This is a genomic window from Cronobacter turicensis, from assembly GCF_041222865.1.
GTDB classification, from domain to species: domain Bacteria; phylum Pseudomonadota; class Gammaproteobacteria; order Enterobacterales; family Enterobacteriaceae; genus Cronobacter; species Cronobacter turicensis.
In genome coordinates this window covers 1,463,166-1,486,556 of sequence record NZ_CP165997.1, presented here as the reverse complement: position 1 = coordinate 1,486,556, position 23,391 = coordinate 1,463,166, and the positions used below count along the sequence as shown (strand labels likewise).

The 23,391-nt window shown below is 59.8% G+C and carries 18 protein-coding genes and 1 riboswitch; of the genes, 11 read left to right on the top strand and 7 right to left on the bottom strand.

The window, feature by feature from the left end:
* Positions 1-70 precede the first annotated feature (70 nt).
* Positions 71-1,423, top strand: coding sequence for a molecular chaperone (yegD, locus tag AB8W27_RS07105; protein WP_015741802.1), 1,353 nt, complete (start codon positions 71-73; stop codon positions 1,421-1,423).
* A gap of 9 nt (positions 1,424-1,432) precedes the next feature.
* Here yegD and AB8W27_RS07100 read toward each other — a convergent pair whose 3' ends face one another.
* Entirely contained in the window at positions 1,433-1,729 is a 297-nt protein-coding gene (locus AB8W27_RS07100) for a helix-turn-helix domain-containing protein (protein ID WP_015741803.1), read from the bottom strand.
* A complete protein-coding gene (locus tag AB8W27_RS07095) occupies positions 1,716-2,078 on the bottom strand; it encodes a type II toxin-antitoxin system RelE/ParE family toxin (RefSeq protein ID WP_015741804.1) in 363 nt (120 codons plus the stop codon). Before AB8W27_RS07095 ends, AB8W27_RS07100 begins: the two co-directional genes overlap by 14 nt.
* 229 nt (positions 2,079-2,307) lie before the next feature.
* Between AB8W27_RS07095 and AB8W27_RS07090 the strand changes: the two genes are divergently transcribed.
* The 8 genes from AB8W27_RS07090 to yegS all read left to right on the top strand — a co-directional run bounded on the left by AB8W27_RS07090 (position 2,308) and on the right by yegS (position 16,134).
* A complete protein-coding gene (locus tag AB8W27_RS07090) occupies positions 2,308-3,555 on the top strand; it encodes an MdtA/MuxA family multidrug efflux RND transporter periplasmic adaptor subunit (protein WP_041923730.1) in 1,248 nt (415 codons plus the stop codon).
* A complete protein-coding gene (locus AB8W27_RS07085; RefSeq protein ID WP_041923731.1) occupies positions 3,555-6,677 on the top strand; it encodes an MdtB/MuxB family multidrug efflux RND transporter permease subunit in 3,123 nt (1,040 codons plus the stop codon). The genes AB8W27_RS07090 and AB8W27_RS07085 overlap by 1 nt, the downstream gene beginning before the upstream one ends.
* The gene (gene mdtC, locus AB8W27_RS07080; protein ID WP_015741807.1) at positions 6,678-9,767 is read left to right on the top strand and encodes a multidrug efflux RND transporter permease subunit MdtC; all 3,090 of its coding nucleotides are present in this window, start codon (positions 6,678-6,680) and stop codon (positions 9,765-9,767) included. It begins immediately after the preceding gene.
* A 3-nt stretch (positions 9,768-9,770) separates the two neighbouring features.
* A complete protein-coding gene (locus tag AB8W27_RS07075) occupies positions 9,771-11,186 on the top strand; it encodes an MFS transporter (protein WP_015741808.1) in 1,416 nt (471 codons plus the stop codon).
* Positions 11,183-12,610 (top strand): two-component system sensor histidine kinase BaeS, encoded by a 1,428-nt coding sequence (gene baeS / locus AB8W27_RS07070; RefSeq protein WP_015741809.1) that lies wholly within the window; start codon positions 11,183-11,185, stop codon positions 12,608-12,610. The genes AB8W27_RS07075 and baeS overlap by 4 nt, the downstream gene beginning before the upstream one ends.
* Positions 12,607-13,329 (top strand): two-component system response regulator BaeR, encoded by a 723-nt coding sequence (baeR, locus tag AB8W27_RS07065; RefSeq protein WP_015741810.1) that lies wholly within the window; start codon positions 12,607-12,609, stop codon positions 13,327-13,329. The genes baeS and baeR overlap by 4 nt, the downstream gene beginning before the upstream one ends.
* Before the next feature lie 293 nt (positions 13,330-13,622).
* Positions 13,623-14,984 carry a tRNA 5-hydroxyuridine modification protein YegQ gene (yegQ, locus tag AB8W27_RS07060; protein ID WP_015741811.1) on the top strand — a complete coding sequence of 454 codons (1,362 nt, stop codon included), beginning with the start codon at positions 13,623-13,625 and terminating at the stop codon, positions 14,982-14,984.
* A gap of 250 nt (positions 14,985-15,234) precedes the next feature.
* Positions 15,235-16,134, top strand: a complete 900-nt coding sequence (gene yegS / locus AB8W27_RS07055; RefSeq protein ID WP_015741812.1) for a lipid kinase YegS — start codon at positions 15,235-15,237, stop codon at positions 16,132-16,134.
* A gap of 247 nt (positions 16,135-16,381) precedes the next feature.
* Here the strand turns inward: yegS and fbaB are convergent, their stop codons facing one another.
* The 5 genes from fbaB to AB8W27_RS07030 all read right to left on the bottom strand — a co-directional run bounded on the left by fbaB (position 16,382) and on the right by AB8W27_RS07030 (position 20,658).
* On the bottom strand, positions 16,382-17,434 hold the full coding sequence (gene fbaB, locus AB8W27_RS07050) for a class I fructose-bisphosphate aldolase (protein ID WP_015741813.1): 1,053 nt from the start codon (positions 17,432-17,434) through the stop codon (positions 16,382-16,384).
* A gap of 147 nt (positions 17,435-17,581) precedes the next feature.
* Positions 17,582-18,382, bottom strand: a complete 801-nt coding sequence (gene thiD / locus AB8W27_RS07045) for a bifunctional hydroxymethylpyrimidine kinase/phosphomethylpyrimidine kinase (protein WP_041923732.1) — start codon at positions 18,380-18,382, stop codon at positions 17,582-17,584.
* A complete protein-coding gene (gene thiM / locus AB8W27_RS07040) occupies positions 18,369-19,166 on the bottom strand; it encodes a hydroxyethylthiazole kinase (protein ID WP_015741815.1) in 798 nt (265 codons plus the stop codon). Before thiM ends, thiD begins: the two co-directional genes overlap by 14 nt.
* 33 nt (positions 19,167-19,199) lie before the next feature.
* Positions 19,200-19,296: riboswitch (TPP riboswitch) on the bottom strand.
* A gap of 333 nt (positions 19,297-19,629) precedes the next feature.
* On the bottom strand, positions 19,630-20,202 hold the full coding sequence (locus AB8W27_RS07035; RefSeq protein ID WP_015741817.1) for a hypothetical protein: 573 nt from the start codon (positions 20,200-20,202) through the stop codon (positions 19,630-19,632).
* A gap of 141 nt (positions 20,203-20,343) precedes the next feature.
* Positions 20,344-20,658, bottom strand: a complete 315-nt coding sequence (locus AB8W27_RS07030; RefSeq protein ID WP_015741818.1) for a DUF1493 family protein — start codon at positions 20,656-20,658, stop codon at positions 20,344-20,346.
* A gap of 277 nt (positions 20,659-20,935) precedes the next feature.
* On the opposite strand from AB8W27_RS07030, the gene AB8W27_RS07025 reads away from it, so the two are divergent.
* Positions 20,936-21,262: an RcnB family protein gene (locus AB8W27_RS07025; protein ID WP_032804767.1), complete on the top strand. Its 327-nt coding sequence runs from the start codon at positions 20,936-20,938 to the stop codon at positions 21,260-21,262.
* Positions 21,263-21,621: 359 nt separating this feature from the next.
* On the top strand, positions 21,622-23,343 hold the full coding sequence (locus AB8W27_RS07020) for an ABC-F family ATP-binding cassette domain-containing protein (protein WP_015741820.1): 1,722 nt from the start codon (positions 21,622-21,624) through the stop codon (positions 23,341-23,343).
* The last annotated feature ends 48 nt before the right edge of the window (positions 23,344-23,391 follow it).

The following is a 23,391-nucleotide window of genomic DNA, read 5'->3' as shown; positions in this document are numbered from 1 at the left end:
ATTCCATTTGCCGCCGACGCGACATTTCGCTAAAGTCGCCCCCCTTCTTCACGGCATGGGGAATATGTGAATGTTTATCGGTTTTGACTACGGCACCGCCAACTGCTCTGTGGCCGTCATGCGCGACGGTGTACCGCAGATGTTGCCGCTTGAGCAGGGCTCGACGCTGCTGCCGTCCATGATTGGCGCGCCGGTGCGCGAGGCGATAAGCGAATGGCTTTATCGTCATCAGAATGTCGAGGCGAGCGGCGCGGAAACGCAGGCGCTGCTGCGTCGCGCGGTGAGCTATAACCGCGAAGAGAGCATCGACGTCACGCCCGGTAGCGTGCAGTTCGGCCTGAGCGCGCTGCGCCAGTACATGGACGATCCGGAAGAGGTCTGGTTCGTGAAGTCGCCAAAGTCGTTTCTCGGCGCCAGCGGGCTGAAACCGCAGCAGGTCGCGCTGTTTGAAGATCTGGTCTGCGCGATGATGGTACATATTCGTCAGACGGCGCAGCAGCAGGCGAACGCGGAGATAGACCAGGCGGTGATTGGCCGTCCGATCAACTTCCAGGGGCTCGGCGGCGATGAGGCCAACCGTCAGGCGCAGGGCATTCTGGAACGTGCGGCGCACCGCGCCGGTTTTCGCGATGTGGTGTTTCAGTATGAGCCGGTCGCGGCCGGTCTCGACTTTGAAGCGACGCTTCGTGAAGAACAGCGCGTGCTGGTTGTGGATATCGGCGGCGGCACCACCGACTGTTCGCTGCTGCTGATGGGTCCGCAGTGGCGCGCCCGTCGCGACCGCGATCAAAGCCTTCTCGGCCACAGCGGCTGTCGTGTGGGCGGTAACGATCTGGATATCGCGCTGGCGTTTAAACAGCTGATGCCATTACTTGGCATGGGCGGCGAAACCGAAAAAGGCACCGCGCTGCCGGTACTGCCATGGTGGAACGCCTGCGCTATCAACGATGTTCCGGCGCAGAGCGATTTTTACAGCGCCGCCTGTGGACGCCTGCTGGCGGATTTAGCGCGCGATGCCCGCGAGCCGCAAAAAGTGGCGTTGCTGCAAAAAGTGTGGCGACAGCGTCTGAGCTACCGGCTGGTGCGCGCGGCGGAAGAGAGCAAAATCGCGCTTTCGCAGGCTCCACTCTGCCAGACCGCGCTGCCGTTTATCGAGGCGCAACTGAGCCAGGAAATCACCCAGCAGGCGCTCGCGCTGGCGCTTAACCCGCCGCTACAGCGTATTCTTGAGCAGGTCACGCTGGCGCTTGCGGCAAGCAACGAACGCCCCGACGTGATTTATCTCACCGGCGGCAGCGCGCGTTCACCGCTGATCCGCGAGGCGCTGCAAACGCAACTGCCGGGTATTCCGGTACAGGGCGGCGACGATTTCGGCTCCGTCACCGCCGGTCTTGCACGCTGGGCGCAGGTGGTGTTTCAGTAACAAGCGCCGTCAGACCGGGATCACTTTGCTGCCTTCGGGCAGCTCTACCAGCAAAGAGAGCTTGCCGCCCAGCGCTTCGACATAACGCTTGAGCGTCAACAGTTTGATCTCCTTGCCGCGCTGCTCAATGGCGGCGATAGCGGGCTGCGTCACGCCCATTATCTCCGCCAGCTGCTGCTGCGAAAACGCTCTCTCTTCGCGAATGCGCGGCAGGCCGTGCTCCAGCGCGATTTGGTCAGCCATACGCAGAATTTCAGCTTGCCGTTCCGGGGAAAAGTCCGCCATTACGTCATCAAGAGTTTTCATTTTGTTTCTCCATCGCTTGCACATGCAGGAAGAATTCTTCCTCCGCCTGCCTGATTAACGCGTCATAAAAAAGTTTCTGGCTACGTTTATTGCCAGCGCAGAGCACCACGGCCTGCCGGGCGGCGTCGAACGCAAAAAATACGCGCCAGGGCTCACCGCCATACTGAACACGCAGCTCTTTAAGGTTGGGATAGCGTGAACCTTTTACCGTATCCACCAGCGGACGCCCGACGAGGGGGCCGGAGCAGCGCAAAGTCCATAACAGCGCAGCGATACGATCCTGTAATCCTTCGGGCTGTTGTTGATACCAGTCGTTGAAACGATCGGTAAAAATCACCGTCCATGCCATAACCATCCCTCATAAACTATAGTTTATACCCACCGATAAAACCATACTTTAAAAGCGGTTTTAAGGCCCTGCCAGAGACGGATACCAGCGCTGCGAGACGTCTCGTAAACGTGCGCGATTCAGACACTTCTAAACGGTGTTTCATATTTCCTCCATCTTTCCGCGGTGAAGGCTCACTAAACTTGTATCATTACGCCTAATCGTTTCAGGAAAAGAAGACGTACTGCTTATGAAAAGCACGGTTAAAAAGCGCGGGTGGGTCATCGCCGGTATTGTTGTGGTGGCATTGGCCGCTCTCCTCTACTGGCGTTACGCCGCAACAGAGGCTCCTTCAGGTAAAGCACAGCACGCGGGCGGTCGCGCCGCGATGCGCATGGGCAGCGCCCCTGCCCCGGTGCAGGCCGCGACAGCGCGCAGCGAGGCGGTGCCGCGCTATCTCACCGGCCTTGGGACTATCACCGCCGCGAATACCGTGACGGTGCGCAGCCGTGTGGACGGTCAGCTGATGGCGATTCACTTTAAAGAAGGCCAGCAGGTGAAAGCGGGGGATCTGCTGGCGGAAATCGACCCGAGCCAGTTTAAAGTGGCGCTCGCCCAGGCGCAGGGACAGCTTGCCAAAGATCGCGCCACGCTCGCCAATGCCCGCCGCGATCTGGCGCGCTATCAGCAGCTTGGCAAGACGAATCTGGTCTCCCGCCAGGAGCTGGATGCCCAGCAGGCGCTGGTCAGTGAAAGCGAAGGCACGCTGAAAGCCGATGAAGCCGCCGTCGCCAGCGCGCAGTTACAGCTCGACTGGAGCCGCATCACCGCGCCGATTGACGGGCGCGTCGGCCTAAAACAGGTGGATATCGGCAACCAGATTTCCAGCGGCGACACCACCGGCATCGTGGTGCTGACCCAGACGCACCCTATCGATCTTGTCTTTACCCTGCCGGAGAGCGATATCGCCGCCGTGATGCAGGCGCAAAAGGCGGGGAAACCCCTGACGGTGGAAGCCTGGGATCGCACCAACAGCACAAAGCTCAGCACCGGCGAGTTGTTGAGCCTTGATAACCAGATTGACGCCACGACCGGCACCATCAAGCTCAAGGCGCGCTTCGCCAATGAAGATGACGCGCTGTTCCCGAATCAGTTCGTTAATGCCCGTATGCTGATTGATACCCAGCAGAACGCGGTCGTGATCCCCACCGCCGCCTTGCAGATGGGTAACGAAGGCCACTTCGTCTGGGTGCTGAACGATGACAATAAAGTGAGCAAACACACCGTCACTACCGGCATTCAGAACAGCGAAAGCGTGGTCATCACCGCGGGCCTCTCCGCCGGCGATCGCGTGGTGACGGACGGCATCGACCGCCTGACCGAAGGCGCGAAAGTGGACGTGGTGGAAGCGCAAACGGCGGCGGATGCCGCGAAGCCTGAACGCGGCGAGCGCGCCCCGACCGACAGCGCCCGCGCGGCCAAAGGAGCGCGTTCCTGATGCAGGTGTTACCTCCGAGCGCCACCGGCGGCCCGTCCCGCCTGTTTATTCTGCGCCCCGTCGCCACCACGCTACTGATGGTGGCTATCCTGCTTGCCGGGATCATCGGCTATCGCTTTTTGCCGGTCTCCGCCCTGCCGGAAGTAGACTACCCGACGATTCAGGTGGTGACGCTCTACCCCGGCGCCAGCCCGGATGTCGTGACCTCCGCCATTACCGCGCCGCTGGAGCGCCAGTTCGGCCAGATGTCGGGCTTAAAGCAGATGGCCTCGCAAAGCGCGGGCGGCGCCTCGGTGGTGACGTTGCAGTTTCAGCTAACGCTGCCGCTGGATGTCGCCGAACAGGAGGTGCAGGCCGCCATTAACGCCGCCACCAACCTGCTGCCGGACGATCTCCCCAACCCGCCGGTCTACAGCAAAGTGAACCCGGCGGACCCACCGATTATGACGCTTGCGGTCACCTCGTCGGCGCTGCCGATGACCCAGGTGGAAGATATGGTGGAAACCCGCGTCGCGCAGCGTATCTCGCAGGTGACCGGCGTGGGGCTGGTGACGCTCTCCGGCGGGCAGCGTCCGGCGGTGCGGGTGAAGCTCAACGCGCAGGCGCTGGCGTCGCTGGGCATTGATAGCGAGACGGTGCGCACCGCCATTACCGGCGCGAACGTCAACTCGGCGAAGGGCAGTTTCGACGGCCCGGAGCGCGCAGTGACGCTCTCCGCGAACGATCAGATGAAATCCGCCGACGAGTACCGCAACCTGATCATCGCCTATAAGAACGGCGCGCCGGTGCGGCTTGGCGACGTGGCGACAGTCGAGCAAGGGGCGGAGAACGCCTGGCTTGGCGCATGGGCTAATAAACAGCCTGCGATTGTGATGAACGTCCAGCGCCAGCCGGGCGCCAACATCATCACCACCGCCGAAACCATTCAGAAACTTCTGCCGCAGCTTACGGAAAGCCTGCCGAAATCGGTGCAGGTGAAATTGCTGACCGATCGCACCACGAATATCAGCGCCTCGGTCAACGACACGCAGTTTGAGCTGATGCTGGCGATAGCGCTGGTGGTGATGATTATCTACCTGTTCCTGCGCAATATTCCGGCGACCATTATCCCGGCGGTGGCGGTGCCGCTGTCGCTGGTGGGCACCTTCGCGCTCATGGTGTTCCTCGATTTCTCCATCAATAACCTGACGCTGATGGCGCTGACCATTGCCACCGGGTTCGTGGTGGATGACGCCATTGTGGTGATTGAAAACATCTCACGCTATATCGAGAAAGGCGAAAAACCGCTGGCGGCCGCGCTCAAGGGCGCAGGCGAGATAGGCTTTACCATTATCTCCCTGACCGTTTCGCTTATCGCCGTGCTGATCCCGCTACTGTTTATGGGCGATATCGTAGGCCGTCTGTTCCGCGAATTCGCGGTGACGCTGGCAGTGGCGATTTTGATCTCGGCCGTGGTGTCGCTGACGCTGACGCCGATGATGTGCGCGCGCATGTTAAGCCATGAATCGCTGCGCAAACAGAACCGCTTCTCGCGCGCCTCAGAGCGCGTCATTAACCGTGTCATTGCCCGCTACGGCCAGCTCCTGAAGCGCGTACTGAACCATCCGTGGCTGACGCTCGGCGTCGCGTTCGGCACGCTGGCACTGACGGTGCTGCTGTGGGTTGTCATCCCGAAAGGCTTTTTCCCGGTGCAGGACAACGGCATCATCCAGGGCACGTTGCAGGCGCCGCAGTCGGTGTCGTTCGCCAGCATGGCTGAACGCCAGCGCGCGGTGGCGGATATCATTCTGAAAGATCCGGCGGTGGAGAGCCTCACCTCGTTTGTCGGCGTCGACGGCACCAACCCGTCGCTGAACAGCGCGCGGCTGCAAATCAACTTAAAACCGCTCGATGACCGTGACGACCGCGTGCAGACGGTTATTACGCGCCTCCAGGAGGCCGCGAGCCGCGTGCCGGGGGCAACGCTGTATCTGCAACCGATTCAGGATCTCACCATCGACACGCAGGTGAGCCGCACGCAGTACCAGTTTACCCTCCAGGCCAATTCGCTGGAGGCGCTCAGCACCTGGGTGCCGAAACTGGTGGCGCGTCTGCAAACGCTGCCGCAGCTCGCGGATGTCAGCAGCGACTGGCAGGACAAAGGTCTCGTGGCTTACGTGAATGTGGATCGCGCCAGCGCCAGCCGGCTTGGCATCAGCATGAGCGATGTCGATAACGCGCTCTATAACGCCTTCGGCCAGCGGCTCATCTCCACCATTTACACTCAGGCCAACCAGTACCGGGTGGTGCTGGAGCACGACACCGCCGCCACGCCGGGCCTGTCGGCGCTTGACGGCATTCGACTGACCAGCAGCGACGGCGGCACGGTGCCGCTCAGCGCCATTGCGAAAGTCGAGCAGCGCTTCGGTCCGCTCACGATTAACCATCTCGACCAGTTCCCGTCGACGACGATCTCTTTCAACGTGCCGGAAGAGTATTCGCTCGGCGACGCGGTAGAGGCCATCACCCAGGCGGAGGCGGATCTCGCCTTTCCGGCCGAGATAACCACCCAGTTCCAGGGCAGCACCCTCGCCTTCCAGGCGGCGCTTGGCAGCACTATCTGGTTGATTGTGGCGTCGGTGGTGGCGATGTATATCGTGCTCGGCGTGCTGTATGAGAGCTTTATCCACCCGATTACCATTCTCTCGACGCTGCCCACCGCGGGCGTCGGCGCGCTGCTGGCGTTGCTTATCGCCGGTGCCGAGCTGGACGTTATCGCCATCATCGGCATTATTCTGCTGATAGGCATCGTCAAGAAAAACGCCATCATGATGATCGACTTTGCGCTGGCCGCCGAGCGCGAACAGGGCATGACGCCGCGCGAGGCCATTTACCAGGCGTGCCTGCTGCGTTTTCGGCCTATCCTGATGACCACGCTCGCCGCGCTCCTCGGCGCGCTGCCGCTGATGCTCAGTACCGGCGTCGGCGCGGAGCTGCGCCGACCGCTCGGTATCGGCATGGTCGGCGGCCTGCTGGTAAGCCAGGTGTTGACGCTCTTTACCACGCCGGTGATTTACCTGCTGTTCGACCGCCTTGGCCACGCCGTTCGCCGCCGTCTGCCCGCGCGTGATGAGGAGGCGTAAGTGAAGTTTTACGCGCTCTTTATCTACCGCCCGGTGGCGACGATTCTGCTTTCCATCGCCGTAACGCTCTGCGGCGTGCTTGGCTTCCGGCTGCTGCCGGTGGCCCCGCTGCCGCAGGTCGATTTCCCGGTGATCATGATAAGCGCCTCGCTGCCGGGCGCGTCGCCGGAAACCATGGCGTCGTCGGTCGCAACGCCGCTTGAACGCTCGCTCGGGCGCATCGCAGGCGTCAACGAGATGACCTCCACCAGCTCGCTTGGCAGTACGCGCATCATTCTGGAGTTTAATTTCGATCGCGATATCAACGGCGCGGCGCGCGACGTGCAGGCGGCGATCAACGCCGCGCAGAGCCTGCTGCCGAGCGGGATGCCCTCGCGCCCGACGTACCGCAAAGCGAACCCGTCCGATGCGCCGATCATGATCCTGACGCTCACCTCGGATACCTTCTCCCAGGGCGAGCTTTACGACTACGCCTCGACGCAACTCGCCCAGACCATCGCACAGATTGACGGCGTGGGGGATGTCGATGTGGGCGGCAGCTCGCTGCCCGCCGTCAGGGTGGCGCTCAATCCGCAGGCGCTGTTTAACCAGGGCGTCTCGCTGGATACGGTGCGCAGCGCCATCAGCAACGCCAACGTGCGCCGTCCGCAGGGGGCGATAGAAGACACGCAGCGCCGCTGGCAGCTTCAGACCAACGATGAACTCAAAACCGCCGCCGACTATGAGCCGCTGATCATTCACTACAATAACGGCGCGGCGGTGCATCTGCGCGATGTGGCGACCGTTACCGATTCGGTACAGGACGTGCGCAACGCGGGCATGACCAACGCCAAACCGGCCATTCTGCTGATGATCCGCAAGCTCCCGGAAGCCAATATTATCGAGACCGTGGACAGGATCCGCGCCGCGCTGCCGGAGCTGCGTGAAACCATCCCCGCCGCCATTGATATGCAAATCGCGCAGGACCGCTCACCGACCATTCGCGCGTCGCTGGCGGAAGTGGAGCAGTCGCTGGCGATTTCCGTCGGTCTGGTGATTCTGGTGGTGTTCCTGTTTCTGCGCTCCGGGCGCGCGACGCTTATCCCCGCCGTCGCGGTGCCGGTATCGCTTATCGGCACCTTCGCCGCCATGTATCTGTGCGGCTTCAGCCTCAATAACCTCTCGTTAATGGCGCTCACCATCGCTACCGGTTTTGTGGTCGATGACGCCATCGTGGTGCTGGAGAATATCTCGCGCCATCTGGAGGCGGGCATGAAACCACTGCAGGCGGCGCTTCAGGGCGTGCGTGAAGTGGGCTTTACGGTGCTCTCCATGAGCCTGTCGCTGGTGGCGGTCTTTCTGCCGCTGCTGCTGATGGGCGGGCTGCCGGGGCGGCTGTTCCGGGAATTCGCCGTGACGCTCTCGGTCGCCATTGGGATTTCGCTGGTGGTGTCGCTGACGCTTACGCCGATGATGTGCGGCTGGCTGCTGAAGACCAAACCGCGTGAAGAGACGCGCCGTCGTGTCGGCGTGAACCGCCTGTTGCTGGCGCTGCAGGGCGGTTACGCCCGCTCGCTCGGCTGGGTGCTGAACCACGCCCGGCTGGTCGGGCTGGTGCTGCTGGCCACCATCGCGCTAAACGTCTGGCTCTATGTTTCCATTCCCAAAACCTTTTTCCCGGAGCAGGACACCGGGCGGCTGATGGGCGGCATTCAGGCTGACCAGAGCATTTCGTTCCAGGCGATGCGCGGCAAATTGCAGGATTTCATGAAAATCATTCGCGAAGATCCGGCGGTGGATAACGTCACTGGCTTTACCGGCGGCTCGCGGGTGAACAGCGGCATGATGTTTATCTCGCTTAAACCGCTCGGCGAGCGCACCGAAAGCGCCCAGCAGGTCATTGACCGGCTGCGCAAAAAACTCGCGCGCGAGCCGGGGGCCAGCCTGTTTTTAATGGCGGTGCAGGATATTCGCGTCGGCGGGCGGCAGTCGAACGCCAGCTATCAATACACGCTGTTGTCAGACGATCTGGCGGCGCTGCGCGAATGGGAGCCAAAAATTCGTCAGGCGCTCGCTAAGCTGCCGCAGCTCGCGGATGTGAACTCCGATCAACAGGACAACGGCGCGGAAATGAGCCTGGTGTATGACCGCGAATCGATGGCGCGTCTGGGCATCAGCGTGCAGGACGCCAATAGCCTGCTGAATAACGCCTTCGGGCAGCGCCAGATTTCGACCATCTATCAGCCGCTTAATCAGTACAAAGTGGTGATGGAAGTCGACCCGCGTTATACGCAGGATATCAGCGCGCTGGATCAGATGTTCGTCATGAACAGCGAAGGTAAGCCGATTCCGCTCTCGTGGTTTGCAACATGGCGGCCCGCCAACGCGCCGCTGTCAGTTAACCATCAGGGGCTGTCGGCGGCGTCCACCATCGCGTTTAACCTGCCGACCGGCGTGTCGCTTTCGGAGGCCAGCGACGCCATTACCCGCACCATGACCTCCCTTGGGGTGCCGTCGTCGGTGCGCGGCAGCTTCGCGGGTACGGCGCAGGTTTTCCAGGAGACGATGAATTCGCAGGTGATCTTAATCCTCGCGGCTATCGCCACGGTCTATATCGTGCTGGGGATTTTGTATGAGAGCTACGTGCATCCGCTGACCATTCTCTCCACGCTCCCGTCGGCGGGCGTCGGCGCGCTGCTGGCCCTGGAGGCGTTTGACGCCCCGTTTAGCCTTATCGCGCTTATCGGTATTATGCTATTGATTGGTATCGTGAAGAAGAACGCGATACTGATGGTGGACTTCGCGCTGGAGGCCCAGCGCAACGGCCAGCTCAGCGCCCGCGACGCCATTTTCCAGGCCTGCCTGCTGCGTTTTCGTCCGATCATGATGACGACGCTGGCGGCGCTGTTCGGCGCGTTGCCGCTGATGATTGCAAGCGGTGACGGCGCGGAATTGCGCCAGCCGCTCGGGATTACGATCGTCGGCGGTCTGGTGATGAGCCAGTTGCTGACGCTCTATACCACGCCGGTGGTCTACCTCTTCTTCGACAGACTGCGCCTGCGTTTTACGCGCCGGGCGAAACCTGAGGACACCCTGACCGCGAGCGAATAATTTATGACCGACCTGCCCCAGAACGTGCGCTGGCAATTGTGGATCGTCGCCTTCGGCTTTTTTATGCAGGCGCTGGATACCACTATCGTCAATACCGCCCTCCCCTCAATGGCCGCAAGCCTCGGGGAGAGCCCGCTGCGGATGCATATGGTTATCGTCGCGTATGTGCTGACGGTGGCGGTGATGCTGCCCGCGAGCGGCTGGCTGGCGGACCGCGTCGGGGTGCGCAACATCTTCTTCAGCGCCATTGTGCTGTTCACGCTCGGATCGCTCTTTTGCGCGCAGTCGTCGACGCTCAATGAGCTGGTGGCGGCGCGGGTGCTACAGGGCGTCGGCGGCGCGATGATGGTGCCGGTCGGCAGGCTGACGGTGATGAAAATCGTTCCGCGCGATCAATACATGGCGGCGATGACGTTTGTGACGCTCCCCGGCCAGGTGGGGCCGCTGCTCGGCCCGGCGCTCGGCGGGTTGCTGGTGGAGTACGCCTCCTGGCACTGGATCTTTTTCATCAACCTGCCGGTAGGGATTGCGGGCGCCGCCGCAACGCTCTGGCTGATGCCGAACTACACCATGCAGACGCGGCGTTTCGATTTCTCCGGTTTTGTGCTGCTCGCCTTCGGCATGGCGGCGCTGACCATTGCGCTCGACGGCTACCGCAGCACCGGCCTCTCCCCTGCCGGACTCGGCGCGCTGGTGGCGGGCGGCAGCGCGGCCCTGCTGTTCTACCTGTGGCACGCGCGCGGCAACGAGCGGGCGTTATTCAGCCTGGGGCTTTTCCATACCCGTACCTTTTCGCTCGGGCTGTTCGGCAGTTTATGTGGACGCATCGGCAGCGGCATGTTGCCGTTTATGACGCCGGTGTTTTTACAGATTGGGCTTGGCTTTTCACCGTTTCACGCCGGGCTGATGATGATCCCGATGGTGCTTGGCAGCATGGGAATGAAACGCATCGTGGTGCAGGTGGTAAACCGCTTTGGCTATCGCCATGTGCTGGTGGCCTCGACGCTTGCGCTGGCGCTGGTGAGCCTGCTGTTTATGGGCGTGGCGCTGGCGGGTTGGTACTGGCTGTTGCCGGTGGTGATGCTCTTTCAGGGGATGGTGAACTCGGTGCGGTTCTCGACGATGAATACGCTGACGCTGCGCGATCTGCCCGATGCCATGGCGAGCAGCGGCAATAGCCTGCTGTCGATGGTGATGCAACTCTCCATGAGCGTAGGGGTCAGTATCGCGGGCCTGCTGCTGGGCGCGTTTGGCCACAACCAGCTGGCCGCTGACAGCAGCGACGCCCACGGCGTCTTTTTCTGGACATACCTGTGCATGGCGCTAATTATCGCCGTTCCGGCGCTGGTGTTTGCTCGCGTACCTGACGATGTCAGTAAAAACGCCGTCATCGCACGGCGTAAAAGGAGTGCTTCATGAGGTTCTGGCGGCCCGGCATTACGGGCAAGCTGTTTTTAGCCATTTTCGCCACCTGTATCCTGCTCTTGATAACGATGCACTGGGCGGTGCGCTTTAGCTTTGAGCGCGGCTTCATCGACTATATCAAACACGGCAACGAGCAGCGGCTGGCGCTGTTAAGCGACGCGCTGAGCGATCAGTATCAGCAGCACGGCGACTGGGGTTTTCTGCGCCATAACGATCGCGTGGTGTTCCAGATTTTACGCTCTTTCGAGCGTGAGAACGCCCACGACGGCCCGCCACCGCCGCCGGACGGCAGGCCGCCGCCCCATATGCCCCCGCACGGCTGGCGCACGCAGTTCTGGGTGGTGGATGCCGAACAGAATGTGCTGGTCGGCCCACGGTCGCCGGTGCCGCAGGATGGCGCGCGGCGCGCCATTGTCGTTGACGGCAAACGCGTCGGCTGGGTCATCGCCTCGCCGGTCGAGCGTCTGACGCGCAGTACCGATATCAACTTCGATAAACAGCAGCGGCGCACCAGCTGGCTTATCGTCGCGCTCTCGACGCTGCTCGCGGCGGCCGCCACCTTGCTACTCGCCCGCGGCCTGCTGGCCCCCGTGAAACGGCTGGTGGAAGGCACCCATCGTCTGGCGGCAGGCGATTTCACTACCCGCGTCGTCGCCACCGGGCAGGATGAGCTGGGGCGACTGGCGCAGGATTTCAACCAGCTCGCCAGTACGCTTGAGAAAAACCAGCAGATGCGCCAGGCGTTTATGGCGGACATCTCCCATGAGCTACGCACGCCGCTGGCGGTGCTGCGTGGCGAGCTGGAGGCGATTCAGGACGGCGTGCGCCAGTTTACGCCGGAATCGGTCGCCTCGTTGCAGGCGGAAGTGGGCACGCTGACCAAACTGGTGGATGACCTGCACCAGCTGTCGCTCTCTGACGAAGGCGCCCTCGCCTACCAGAAAAAGCCGCTGGAGATCGTGGCGTTGATTGAGGTGGCTGCGGGCGCGTTCCGCGAGCGTTTTGCCGCGCGCGGGCTGACGCTGAATTTGTCGATGCCGGAAAACGTGACGCTTTTTGGCGATCGCGACCGTCTGATGCAGCTTTTTAATAATCTGCTGGAAAACAGCCTGCGCTACACGGACGCGGGCGGCGGGCTGCTGATTCAGGGCGAGCGTCAGGCGCAGCGCTTTGTGCTGCGGTTTAGCGACAGCACGCCGGGCGTGAGCGATGAACAGCTCGCGAAACTGTTTGAGCGCTTTTACCGGGCGGAAGGCTCGCGTAACCGCGCCAGCGGCGGCTCGGGCCTCGGCCTTGCCATCTGCGCCAATATTGTGGCGGCGCATGGCGGGACGATTACTGCCGATCATTCTTCATCAGGTGGTGTTAGCATCACCGTATCCTTACCGCTTGATGCCGTACTTCCGGGAGACGTATGACAGAGTTACCGATTAACGACAAAACCCCGCGCATTCTGGTTGTCGAGGATGAGCCCAAACTCGGCGCGCTGCTGGTGGATTACCTGCGGGCGGCCAGCTACGCGCCCACGCTGATTAACCATGGCGATCAGGTGCTGCCGTATGTACGCCAGACGCCGCCGGATTTGATTCTGCTGGATCTGATGCTGCCCGGCACCGACGGGCTGACGCTGTGCCGCGAAATCCGTCGCTTCTCTGAGGTGCCGATTGTGATGGTCACGGCCAGAATCGAAGAGATTGACCGCCTGCTGGGGCTTGAGATCGGCGCCGATGATTACATCTGCAAGCCCTTTAGCCCCCGCGAGGTGGTGGCGCGCGTGAAAACGATCCTGCGCCGCTGCAAGCCGCAACGCGATCTGCAAACGCTTGACGCTCAGAGCCCGCTGGTTATTGATGAAGGACGTTTCCAGGCGAGCTGGCGGCAGAAGCCGCTCGATCTGACCCCCGCCGAATTCCGGCTGCTGAAGACGCTCTCCAGTGAGCCTGGCAAAGTGTTTTCCCGCGAGCAGTTGCTGAATCACCTGTATGACGATTATCGCGTGGTGACCGACCGCACGATCGACAGTCATATCAAAAACTTGCGCCGCAAGCTGGAAGCGCTGGACGACGATCAGCCGTTTATCCGCGCCGTATACGGCGTGGGCTATCGCTGGGAAGCCGACGCGGGCCGGGTGGTGTAGAGATAATCGCTGGCGGGTGCGGGTTGCATGGCGGGTGCGGGTTGCATGGCGGGTGCGGGTTGCATGGCGGGTGCGCTGCGCTTACCCGCCCTACAGAAAAGTGTTAACCCGATGCCTCGGTTTCGTAGGGTGGGTAAGCGCAGCGCACCCGCCGTCACGTTCATAAGCCCCCATAACGGTTTGCACGCCCAGGCTGCGGGCGCTACAATTCCCGCCCTTAACGTGGGGGTAAACGTGCCCCCGACCGCTTCACTGTTGAAGCGGGTCTGACCTGTCATCAGAACGAGTTCATCATGTTTAAACCAGAATTACTGTCGCCTGCGGGAACGCTGAAAAATATGCGTTACGCCTTCGCCTATGGCGCCGATGCCGTCTACGCCGGCCAGCCGCGCTACTCGCTGCGCGTGCGCAATAACGAATTCAACCACGAGAATTTGCAGCTCGGCATTAATGAAGCCCATGCGCTGGGCAAAAAATTCTACGTGGTAGTTAACATTGCGCCGCACAACGCCAAGCTGAAAACCTTTATTCGCGATCTCAAACCTGTTGTGGAGATGGGTCCGGATGCGCTGATTATGTCCGATCCGGGGCTTATCATGCTGGTGCGCGAGCACTTCCCGCAGATGGATATCCACCTTTCGGTGCAGGCTAACGCGGTGAACTGGGCGACGGTAAAATTCTGGCAGCAGATGGGGCTGACGCGCGTCATTCTTTCCCGCGAGCTGTCGCTGGAAGAAATTGCTGAAATCCGCGAACAGGTGCCGGAAATGGAGCTGGAAATCTTCGTCCACGGCGCGCTCTGCATGGCCTATTCCGGCCGCTGCCTGCTTTCCGGCTACATCAATAAACGCGATCCGAACCAGGGCACCTGCACCAACGCCTGCCGCTGGGAATATAACGTTCAGGAAGGCAAAGAGGACAGCATCGGCAATATCGTGCATATCCATGAGCCGATCCCGGTGCAGAACGTCGAGCCGACGCTCGGCATCGGCGCGCCGACCGACAAAGTCTTTATGATTGAAGAGGCCCAGCGCCCTGGTGAATACATGACCGCGTTCGAAGATGAACATGGCACGTACATTATGAACTCCAAAGATCTGCGCGCGATCCAGCACGTCGAGCGGCTCACGAAGATGGGCGTCCACTCGCTGAAAATCGAAGGCCGCACCAAATCGTTCTACTACTGCGCCCGCACCGCCCAGGTCTATCGCCGCGCGATTGACGACGCCGCCGCTGGCAAGCCGTTCGACCCGAGCCTGCTGGAGACGCTCGAAGGCCTGGCGCACCGCGGCTACACCGAAGGTTTTCTGCGCCGTCACACCCACGACGACTATCAGAATTATGACTATGGCTACTCGGTATCGGACCGTCAGCAATTCGTAGGCGAGTTTACCGGCGAACGCAACGGCGCGCTGGCCGCGGTGGCGGTGAAAAACAAGTTTTCCATCGGCGACAGCCTGGAGCTAATGACGCCGCAGGGCAATGTCAGCTTTACGCTTGAGCATATGGAAAACGCCAAAGGCGAGAAAATGGACGTGGCGCCGGGAGACGGATACACCATCTGGATGCCGGTTCCGGAAGATTTAGCACTGGAATATGCGCTGTTGATGCGTAATTTCTCTGGCCAGACCACCAGACATCCATACGGCAAATAATTTATAAGGGTTATTTTTACTGCGCGAATGTTTCTTCGAATGGGATCACAAACCGTTATGTTTAAAGCGGTTATTATCCCTGGCGCTGAAAAACATAAACCATAAATGCCCGATGTACCAGGAACCACCTCCTTCAGCCTGCGTAATCTCCCTTACGCAGGCTTATTTTTTTGTCCTTTCAGTCAGTTCTTAAGCGACTCGCCAGACTCTGCGATAAACTCTGTGAATCGGTATTCACTGGAGTGCATTCATGTCCCGTTCCCCTGGTTCATTTCTGATTTTAAATGGTAAAAGCGCTGACAATGAAATTCTGCGCGGCAGCGTCAAGCTGCTGCGTGACCAGGGCCACCCGATAGAGGTGCGCGTGACCTGGGAAAAAGGCGATGCGGCGCGCTATGTCAGTGAGGCGGCGGAACAGGGTTCGCAGACGGTGATCGCCGCAGGCGGCGACGGCACGATTAATGAAGTGGCGGCGGCGCTGGCCTCGCTGAGCGGCGAAGAACGTCCGGCGCTCGGCCTGCTGCCGCTCGGCACCGCGAACGATTTCGCGACCAGCGCAGCCGTACCCGATGACATTGAACTGGCGCTGAAACTGGCGATTGAAGGCCGCGCCGTGCCGATTGATATCGCGCACGTGAATGATAAAACCTGGTTTATCAATATGGCGACCGGCGGTTTCGGTACGCGCATCACCACCGAAACGCCGGAACGATTAAAAGCGGCGCTGGGCGGAGTGTCGTATCTGATCCACGGTTTGATGCGGATGGACGCCCTGAAAGCGGATCGCTGCGAAATTCGCGGCGAGAATTTTCAGTGGCAGGGCGACGCGCTGGTGATTGGCATCGGCAACGGGCGTCAGGCGGGCGGCGGACAGGAACTGTGCCCGGAGGCGTTGATTAACGACGGCCTGCTGCATCTGCGTATTTTTACCGGCGAAGAGTTATTGCCCGCGCTGTTTACCACGCTGACGCAGCCGGAAGAGAGCCCGAATATTATCGATGGCGCGTCGGCCTGGTTTGAGATAACCGCGCCGCATGACATCACCTTTAATCTCGACGGCGAGCCGCTGAGCGGACAGCATTTCCATATTCAGGTGCAGCCCGGCGCGCTGCATTGCCGCCTGCCGCCGGATTGCCCGCTGCTTAAATAAGGTATGCGCGGGTCGGCGTAACGGTTTGCGGGACGGCGGGTGCGCTGCGCTTACCCGCCCTACCACGATGCAAGGGTTTGAGATGTTCCAGGCTGGGTAAGCGCACCCACCAGCACATCACGGAACGGTTGCGAACCGTAGGGTGGGTAAGCGCAGCGCACCCACCGTATCCCACGCCCCACCATATGCCACGCCCACAAAAAACGCGCCCACAGGCGCGTTTTTTGCTGCGTAACCTCAATCGCCGTCAGGCAATCGTCACGCTCTTGTCCAGATAGACGTCCTGCACCGCATTAATCAGCTTCACGCCATCGGCCATCGTTTTCTTAAACGCCTTGCGTCCCAGAATCAGCCCCATGCCGCCCGCGCGCTTGTTAATCACCGCCGTGCGCACCGCATCGGTAAGATCCGCCTCGCCGCCGGACGCGCCGCCGGAGTTAATCAGCCCCGCGCGGCCCATATAGCAGTTGGCGAGCTGGTAGCGCACCAGATCAATCGGGTTATCGCTCGTCAGCGTGCTGTAAACGCGCTCGTCGGTATAGCCGAACTTCAGCGCGGTATAGCCGCCATTATTCTCGGCCATCTTCTGCTTCACGATATCCGCGCCGATAGTGGCGGCCAGATGGTTGGCCTGACCGGTGAGGTCGGCGCTGGAGTGATAATCCACGCCATCTTTCTTGAAATTACTGTTACGCAGATACGCCCACAGCACCGTCACCATGCCGAGCTCATGCGCGCGCTCAAACGCGGCGGAGATCTCCTCAATCTGGCGGCGCGACTCTTCAGAACCGAAATAGATAGTCGCCCCGACCGCCACCGCGCCCATATTGAACGCCTGCTCGACGCTCGCATACAGCGTCTGGTCATACTGCGTGGGGTAACTCAGGGTTTCGTTATGGTTAATTTTCACCAGGAACGGAATGCGGTGCGCGTAGCGGCGCGAGACCGACGCCAGCACGCCGTAGGTCGACGCCACGCAGTTGCAGCCCGCCTCAATCGCCAGCTCGACAATATTTTTAGGGTCGAAATACATCGGATTGGCGGCGAACGACGCGCCCGCCGAATGCTCGACGCCCTGGTCCACCGGCAGAATGGACAGATAGCCGGTGCCCGCGAGACGCCCGGTGTTGTAGAGGGTCTGCATATTTCGCAGCACCGCAGGCGGACGGTTGTTATCGATCATCACGCGATCGACATAATCCGGCCCTGGCAGATAAAGCTGGTCGGAGGAAATGGTCGTACAGCGGTGCTGTAACAGGCTATCAGCATCGTTGCCGAGCAACTGCACAATATCAGTCATCATACGCTCCCGTTATGGTCGACAGGCACAGACCTGCCGGACGATAAAAATCCTTACCCACATCTTAACTGGGCCCTCTTAGCCTGGACTTTATTAGCACAGATTGCCAGACCCGAGCGCATTTTCAGCTAATTCTGCTGGCTCGCTTCACCACCACGCATGAAAATGATGGACGGGCCCAATCCCCTCTCCCACCTCCAGGCTATCCGCCTGTTGCAGCGCTTTAGTGAGCCATGCTTTCGCCGCCGTCACCGTCTCAACCCAGTCAGAATGCTGCGGACGCAGCGCCGCAAGCGCGCTGGAGAGTGTGCAGCCGGTGCCGTGGGTGTTTTTGGTGATGACACGTGGCGCCGTGAAGCGCGTCGCGCCGTCGGGCGTAAAGAGCCAGTCCGGGCTTTCGGCGTCGTCCAGATGCCCGCCTTTCATCAGCACCGCCCCGCAGCCGAGCGCCAGCAACGCCTCGCCCTGCTGGCGCATCTCCGCTTCGCTGCGGGCATGTGTGGTTTCCAGCAGCGCCGCCGCCTCCGGCAAATTCGGCGTGATGATCGCCACCTGCGGCAATAACCGTTCGCGCAGCGTGCGCACGGCCGACGGGCTTAGCAGCGGATCGCCGCTTTTCGCGAGCATGACCGTATCCAGCACGATATTGCGCACCTGGTAGCGTGCGAGCCGCTCCGCCACGGCCTCCACCACATCGGTTTCCGCCAGCATGCCGATTTTGGTGGTGTCGATGCGCACATCGCTTAATACCGAGTCAAGCTGTGCGGCGACGAACGACGGCTCAACCCGATACACCGACTGCACGCCCCGCGTATTCTGCGCCACCAGGGCCGTGATCACTGACGTTCCGTAAGCGCCGAGCGCCGAGAAGGTTTTGAGATCGGCCTGAATGCCTGCGCCGCCGCTCGGATCGGTACCGGCGATGGCGAGCGCGTTAATGCGTTTCATGAGCACCTCCGAACGCCTGCGCGTGCAGACTATCCAGCAACGCGCTGGCGAAACTGCCGGGCCCACGGGAAATGGCCTGCGCCTGTTCGCCCGCCCGCTTCATGAGCCAGCAGGCCGTCGCGACATTTTCCAGCCGATCGCCCGGCAGCGCGCAGCAGGCGGCGACGACCGCCGAGAGCGCGCAGCCGGTGCCCACCACGCGGGTGAGCATCGCGGTGCCGCCCTCGACCGCCAGCGTGCGTTCGCCATCGGTGATGTAATCAACCTCGCCGGTAACGGCGACGACAGCGCCGCTGCGGCGCGCCAGCAAGATGGCCGCCTCGCGGGCCTGATGCGCGCTTTCAGTGGCGTCAACGCCTCGCCCGCCGCCGCTCTCGCCTGCCAGCGCGCGAATTTCCGAAGCGTTCCCGCGGATCGCGGCAGGACGACGCGCCAGGATCTCCTGCGCGAATTCAGTGCGTAGCGTGAGCGCGCCGACGGCGACCGGGTCGAGCGTCCAGGGCTTGCCCGCCGCGCAGGCGCTGTCGATGGCTGCCCGCATCGCCTGCTGCTGCGGGCGCGTCAGCGTGCCGAGGTTGATGAGTAAGGCATCGGCGATGGCCGCGAACTGCGCGGCTTCTTCGGCATCCACCACCATCGCGGGCGAGGCGCCAAGCGCGAGCAGGACATTGGCAGTGAAATTTTGGACAACATCGTTGGTGATACAGTGCACCAGCGGCGCGTGACGACGAAGGTGGGTGACAACAGGCGCGGCGTGCGAGCCGCAAAGCAGGTCAGAAGACATGGTTCTCTCCTGCCAGGCGCGAAGACGGGATACCGGACAGGCATCTGACTTCCCTACGCTGGCATTATCCAGATCAGGTAATACGGGTATTTCTCAGCCTTCACGAAGAAGGGCACCCCGAGTCATTTACTACAAAATCAAAAGGTTGCGATTAACGTCACGTTAATCCCTGTTCTGGATCATGCCAGCGGGAAGCCAAAGACTCAACCCTAAAAAAATACGCTGTGCCCTGACTTATGTCTTCTGCTGTATCCCCTAAGGCGTCAGGCACCATGAAGAATACCCAGGCTCACTTGTTGCTGATTTTTCACTATCGCTAATGCGTTAGTGCAGAGCCAGCGCGTAAGTGTTGAAGAAAAAATAATTACCATGGGTTATGGCATTATTAAAGAAATCGTTAAAAGAATGAGCGCCAGAGAGTCATTAAAAATTAGCCCCCCTAACCGCAAGACTGAATATTCTGTCAATTAGTAGTTCCCTGACTAAGAAGTATCCCTTGCACCTTATCACCTTTCAGATAGTACATAATGCTGTTACTCTGCGTGTATTCATCTGATTTTTCGATATCCTTGTAGTACATAACAATATCTTTCTTAGGTTTATGATTAAAATATTTTTCTGTTTCTTCTTTAGTCGTTAACACAGGCGCCTTAACGGATACGTGTAATACTCCCTTATAAGGTGTACAAGGCGATCCATCTTTCGCTATAGCAACAGCGGTCAAATCCCCCGCCCCCATCTCATTATCAGAAATAAACCAATAGTTGATGCCCTTTGATTCAAGGCAAATCCATGAGGCCAGATTATCTTTATTTATCTTTATGCCCACATTCCTGGCTATAGATTCAACTGTGTTAACCTCAAATTTATACTCGGTGGTTCCTACGACAATGATGGGCGCCAGATCTTTATCTGTCTCATGATTATCTGAATAGACTTCAGTAATATCATCGTAATACCTTGCGCCAAATCCCGTCATTTGGGTTGCCCCGCACGTACCCGCAACTAACCATAAGAATACAAAACTATATTTCATCTCAGTCTTCCACTACCAGTATCTTGTCATTACTGTTATTAATCGTCATACGACCTTGCAGCATCACGATCTAACAGAAACCCACAGAGTCACTTAAAATGACTTCCGATAATGCCACCGCAACCTCAGGTGTTCAATGCGTTAATCTTCAATCCAGCACCCCACCTTTGCCGATGTAATCAGCATTTGCACGGTAAGCGGCGAAGGTTGATGCTTATCGCTTTTTAAATAGTCGGGAAGAATCATATTGGGCAGGAAAAATATCCCTTCGCGCGGAAAATATTTACGAAAGTCGAAAGAGCAATAATTTACGTTGAATTCCGCAAAGTATTCTTCGAAGAATTCTTCAGCATCTTCTGGCAGGACGCCATATTGACCGGTGCTTAACGAATCTTCATCAGCCATCTCCCAGAAATGCTTTTTTATTAACGCCCGAACGCGATCTGCTGTATTCATATAAACGTTCCTTGTAAAGAAGCCTTTAAGCTGCATAGTAAGCAGCTTGCCATGCACGCGGCTACTTTTATTATCCTTACCACCATGACATGAGGATAACCCACCCACTTCTGCCCGCCCGTGAGCAAGCCCCTACCAAATCAGCTCAACGCCGATTGCTATCCGCTTCATTTTTTTATACATAATTAGCCTTGCCCGGCCGGGGATGGCGCAGGAAGATAGCGGCCTGACGGTAACAAAATCAACGGGGCGCAGCGCCCTGACATGTGGAGAAGGTATGTTGAAAACCAGAATGATCGTAGCGGGAGTGCTGTTGATGTCGGTGGCCTCTGCATTCGCCGCAGATGTCGTAAAACCGAAATCCATTGATAGCTATGAAGTGAAAGAGTTTCACTCCGATTCCAAAAAATACACCATCGGCGACATCGTGCCGGACCTCTACCGCACCGAGCAGTACAACATCAAACAGTGGCAGATCCGCAACCTGCCTGCCCCGGAAGCGGGCACCCACTGGACGTACATGGGCGGCTACTACGTGCTTATTACCGATGCCGATGGCAAAGTCGTGCGCGCCATGAACGGCGACATTTTCTACCACCGTTAATTCTTCTGCGCCTGAAACGCCGCCCGGCACTCAGGCGCGTCTTTCCTGTCGTTTCCTCAAAACGCTTTTTAGCTCACACCCCTTAATACGCGTAGTGGTGCAAAAACGCGCCACTCGCTACACTCGCCCTACCCATCAACCTGATGAATATAAAAGGAGGACTCTTATGCTGTGCTGTGAATTGTTTGACTATTCACATCATTTTGGCGATCGCCAGAGCTCAGGCATTACCGGTATCGTGCTGCGATAACTGGACCCTGAGCGAAGATCCCATCACATAACCCTTCTCCAGGGCTTACCAGATTATCGTCAGCGATGTTTGACGAGGCATAACCGTGCCTGAAAATTCTGAGTAAGCGATGAGCACATTACTGACGGCGCACTCTCTGCGCATTGATTCCCCGTTTGGCCCGGTGCTGAACGCCCTTTCCTTTACCCTGAAAAAAGGCGACCGCATTGGCCTGATCGGTCATAACGGCTGTGGTAAAAGCACGCTTCTGAAAGCGCTGGACGGCACGCTTGCGCCTGCCGAAGGCGTTGTGACGCGCGCGGCGCGCTGCCTGCTGGCGCGCGTGGAGCAACATCTGCCGGACGCGCTGCATCAGCAGACGCTACTTGAAGCGCTGCTGGCCCGGCTGCCGGAAACCGAGCGCGAAAGCGGCGCCTGGCGGGCGCAGGCGTTGCTGGCGAATATGGGTTTTGCCGAGGCGGCCTGGTCGCTGACGGCGGGCTCGCTCAGCGGCGGCCAGCATACCCGTCTGCTGCTGGCGCGCGCCCTTATCGTCTCGCCCGATCTGTTGTTGCTTGATGAGCCAGGCAACCATCTCGATCTTCCCACCCTGCTGTGGCTGGAGCAGTTTCTGGCGCGCTGGAACGGCAGCTTTATTCTGGTCTCCCACGACAGCGCGCTGCTGGACAGCGTAACCAACCGCACCTGGATCCTGCGCGACGGTCAGCTCCAGGCGTTCGATCTCCCCTGTACAGCGGCCCGTGCGGCGCTGGTGGCGCGCGATGAGAGCGATGCGCTGCGCCGTAAAGCGGAGCAAAAAGAGATAGACCGCGTCACGGCGAGCGCGAAACGGCTCGCCACGTGGGGGCAGGTTTATGACAACGAAGACCTGGCGCGCAAAGCCAAACAGATGGAAAAACAGGTCGCACGGCTTAAGGAGGAGCAAACCGAACTGGCGCAGGGCAGCCGCTGGCAGCTGACGCTTTGCGGCGATGCGCTGGCGGCGGACCGTCTGCTTAAGCTGGAAAATCTGGCCGTCAGCGCGGCGCCTGACGCCCCCACGCTGTTTACTCTGCCGCTGGCGCGGCTCAAAAGCGGCGATCGCGTGGCGCTGCTCGGCCATAACGGCTGCGGCAAGTCGTCGTTGCTGCGCCTGCTGTGGCAGCAGTGGCAGACGGCGGAAACGGTTCCTGGCGTCACGTTTCATCCGCGCGTGTCGCTCGGGTATTACGATCAGTCGCTGCATCAGTTACCGGATAACGCCACGCTGCTGGAGGTGCTGGAGCCGTTCGCCCCTGAACGGCAACAGCGTAAGCTCGCGCTTATCAGCGCCGGTTTTCCATGGGCGCGGCATGGGCAGCGGGTCGACACGCTCAGCGGCGGCGAGCGCTCGCGCCTGCTGTTTGTCGGCCTGTCGCTCGCGCGCTATTCGCTGTTGATGCTTGATGAACCCACCAACCATCTCGACATGGAAGGCAAAGAGGCGCTGGCGCAAACCCTGCAAACGTTCGCAGGCGGGCTGTTGCTGGTGACGCACGACAGAATGCTGATGGAGGCGAGCTGTAACCGCTTCTGGCTCGTGGAGGATGGCGGTTTGAGCGAGTGGCACAATATGGACGCGCTGATGGCGCGCCTGCGCGCAGCGCCGACGCAGGAGGCGATGGATGAGGCTCATACAGTCACCACGCCGCCTGAGACGAACAGCGATACGCGCCTGCTGGAGCGGCTGATTGACCTGGAAACGCGGCTGAATGTCGATCTCGAACGCAAACTACGCCATCAAAAACCGGCGCTGCAAGCCGAGTGGCGTAAGGAGATAGCGCACCTCAGCGCCGCGCTGGGACTGGAGTAAAACAGCAAGAAAGACTCTCCATAAAGGAGGGTCTTTCTTATTTAATTT

Excerpts from the sequence above, each read along its gene's own strand:
- AB8W27_RS07020 (WP_015741820.1), top strand. The coding sequence starts at position 21,622 with ATGAGCACATTACTGACGGCGCACTCTCTGCGCATTGATTCCCCGTTT.
- yegQ (WP_015741811.1), top strand. The coding sequence starts at position 13,623 with ATGTTTAAACCAGAATTACTGTCGCCTGCGGGAACGCTGAAAAATATG.
- baeR (WP_015741810.1), top strand. The coding sequence starts at position 12,607 with ATGACAGAGTTACCGATTAACGACAAAACCCCGCGCATTCTGGTTGTC.
- thiM (WP_015741815.1), bottom strand. The coding sequence starts at position 19,166 with ATGTCTTCTGACCTGCTTTGCGGCTCGCACGCCGCGCCTGTTGTCACC.
- AB8W27_RS07090 (WP_041923730.1), top strand. The coding sequence starts at position 2,308 with ATGAAAAGCACGGTTAAAAAGCGCGGGTGGGTCATCGCCGGTATTGTT.
- AB8W27_RS07025 (WP_032804767.1), top strand. The coding sequence starts at position 20,936 with ATGTTGAAAACCAGAATGATCGTAGCGGGAGTGCTGTTGATGTCGGTG.
- AB8W27_RS07095 (WP_015741804.1), bottom strand. The coding sequence starts at position 2,078 with ATGGCATGGACGGTGATTTTTACCGATCGTTTCAACGACTGGTATCAA.
- AB8W27_RS07100 (WP_015741803.1), bottom strand. The coding sequence starts at position 1,729 with ATGAAAACTCTTGATGACGTAATGGCGGACTTTTCCCCGGAACGGCAA.
- AB8W27_RS07035 (WP_015741817.1), bottom strand. The coding sequence starts at position 20,202 with ATGAAATATAGTTTTGTATTCTTATGGTTAGTTGCGGGTACGTGCGGG.
- yegS (WP_015741812.1), top strand. The coding sequence starts at position 15,235 with ATGTCCCGTTCCCCTGGTTCATTTCTGATTTTAAATGGTAAAAGCGCT.
- thiD (WP_041923732.1), bottom strand. The coding sequence starts at position 18,382 with ATGAAACGCATTAACGCGCTCGCCATCGCCGGTACCGATCCGAGCGGC.
- AB8W27_RS07085 (WP_041923731.1), top strand. The coding sequence starts at position 3,555 with ATGCAGGTGTTACCTCCGAGCGCCACCGGCGGCCCGTCCCGCCTGTTT.
- fbaB (WP_015741813.1), bottom strand. The coding sequence starts at position 17,434 with ATGACTGATATTGTGCAGTTGCTCGGCAACGATGCTGATAGCCTGTTA.
- AB8W27_RS07075 (WP_015741808.1), top strand. The coding sequence starts at position 9,771 with ATGACCGACCTGCCCCAGAACGTGCGCTGGCAATTGTGGATCGTCGCC.
- yegD (WP_015741802.1), top strand. The coding sequence starts at position 71 with ATGTTTATCGGTTTTGACTACGGCACCGCCAACTGCTCTGTGGCCGTC.
- baeS (WP_015741809.1), top strand. The coding sequence starts at position 11,183 with ATGAGGTTCTGGCGGCCCGGCATTACGGGCAAGCTGTTTTTAGCCATT.
- AB8W27_RS07030 (WP_015741818.1), bottom strand. The coding sequence starts at position 20,658 with ATGAATACAGCAGATCGCGTTCGGGCGTTAATAAAAAAGCATTTCTGG.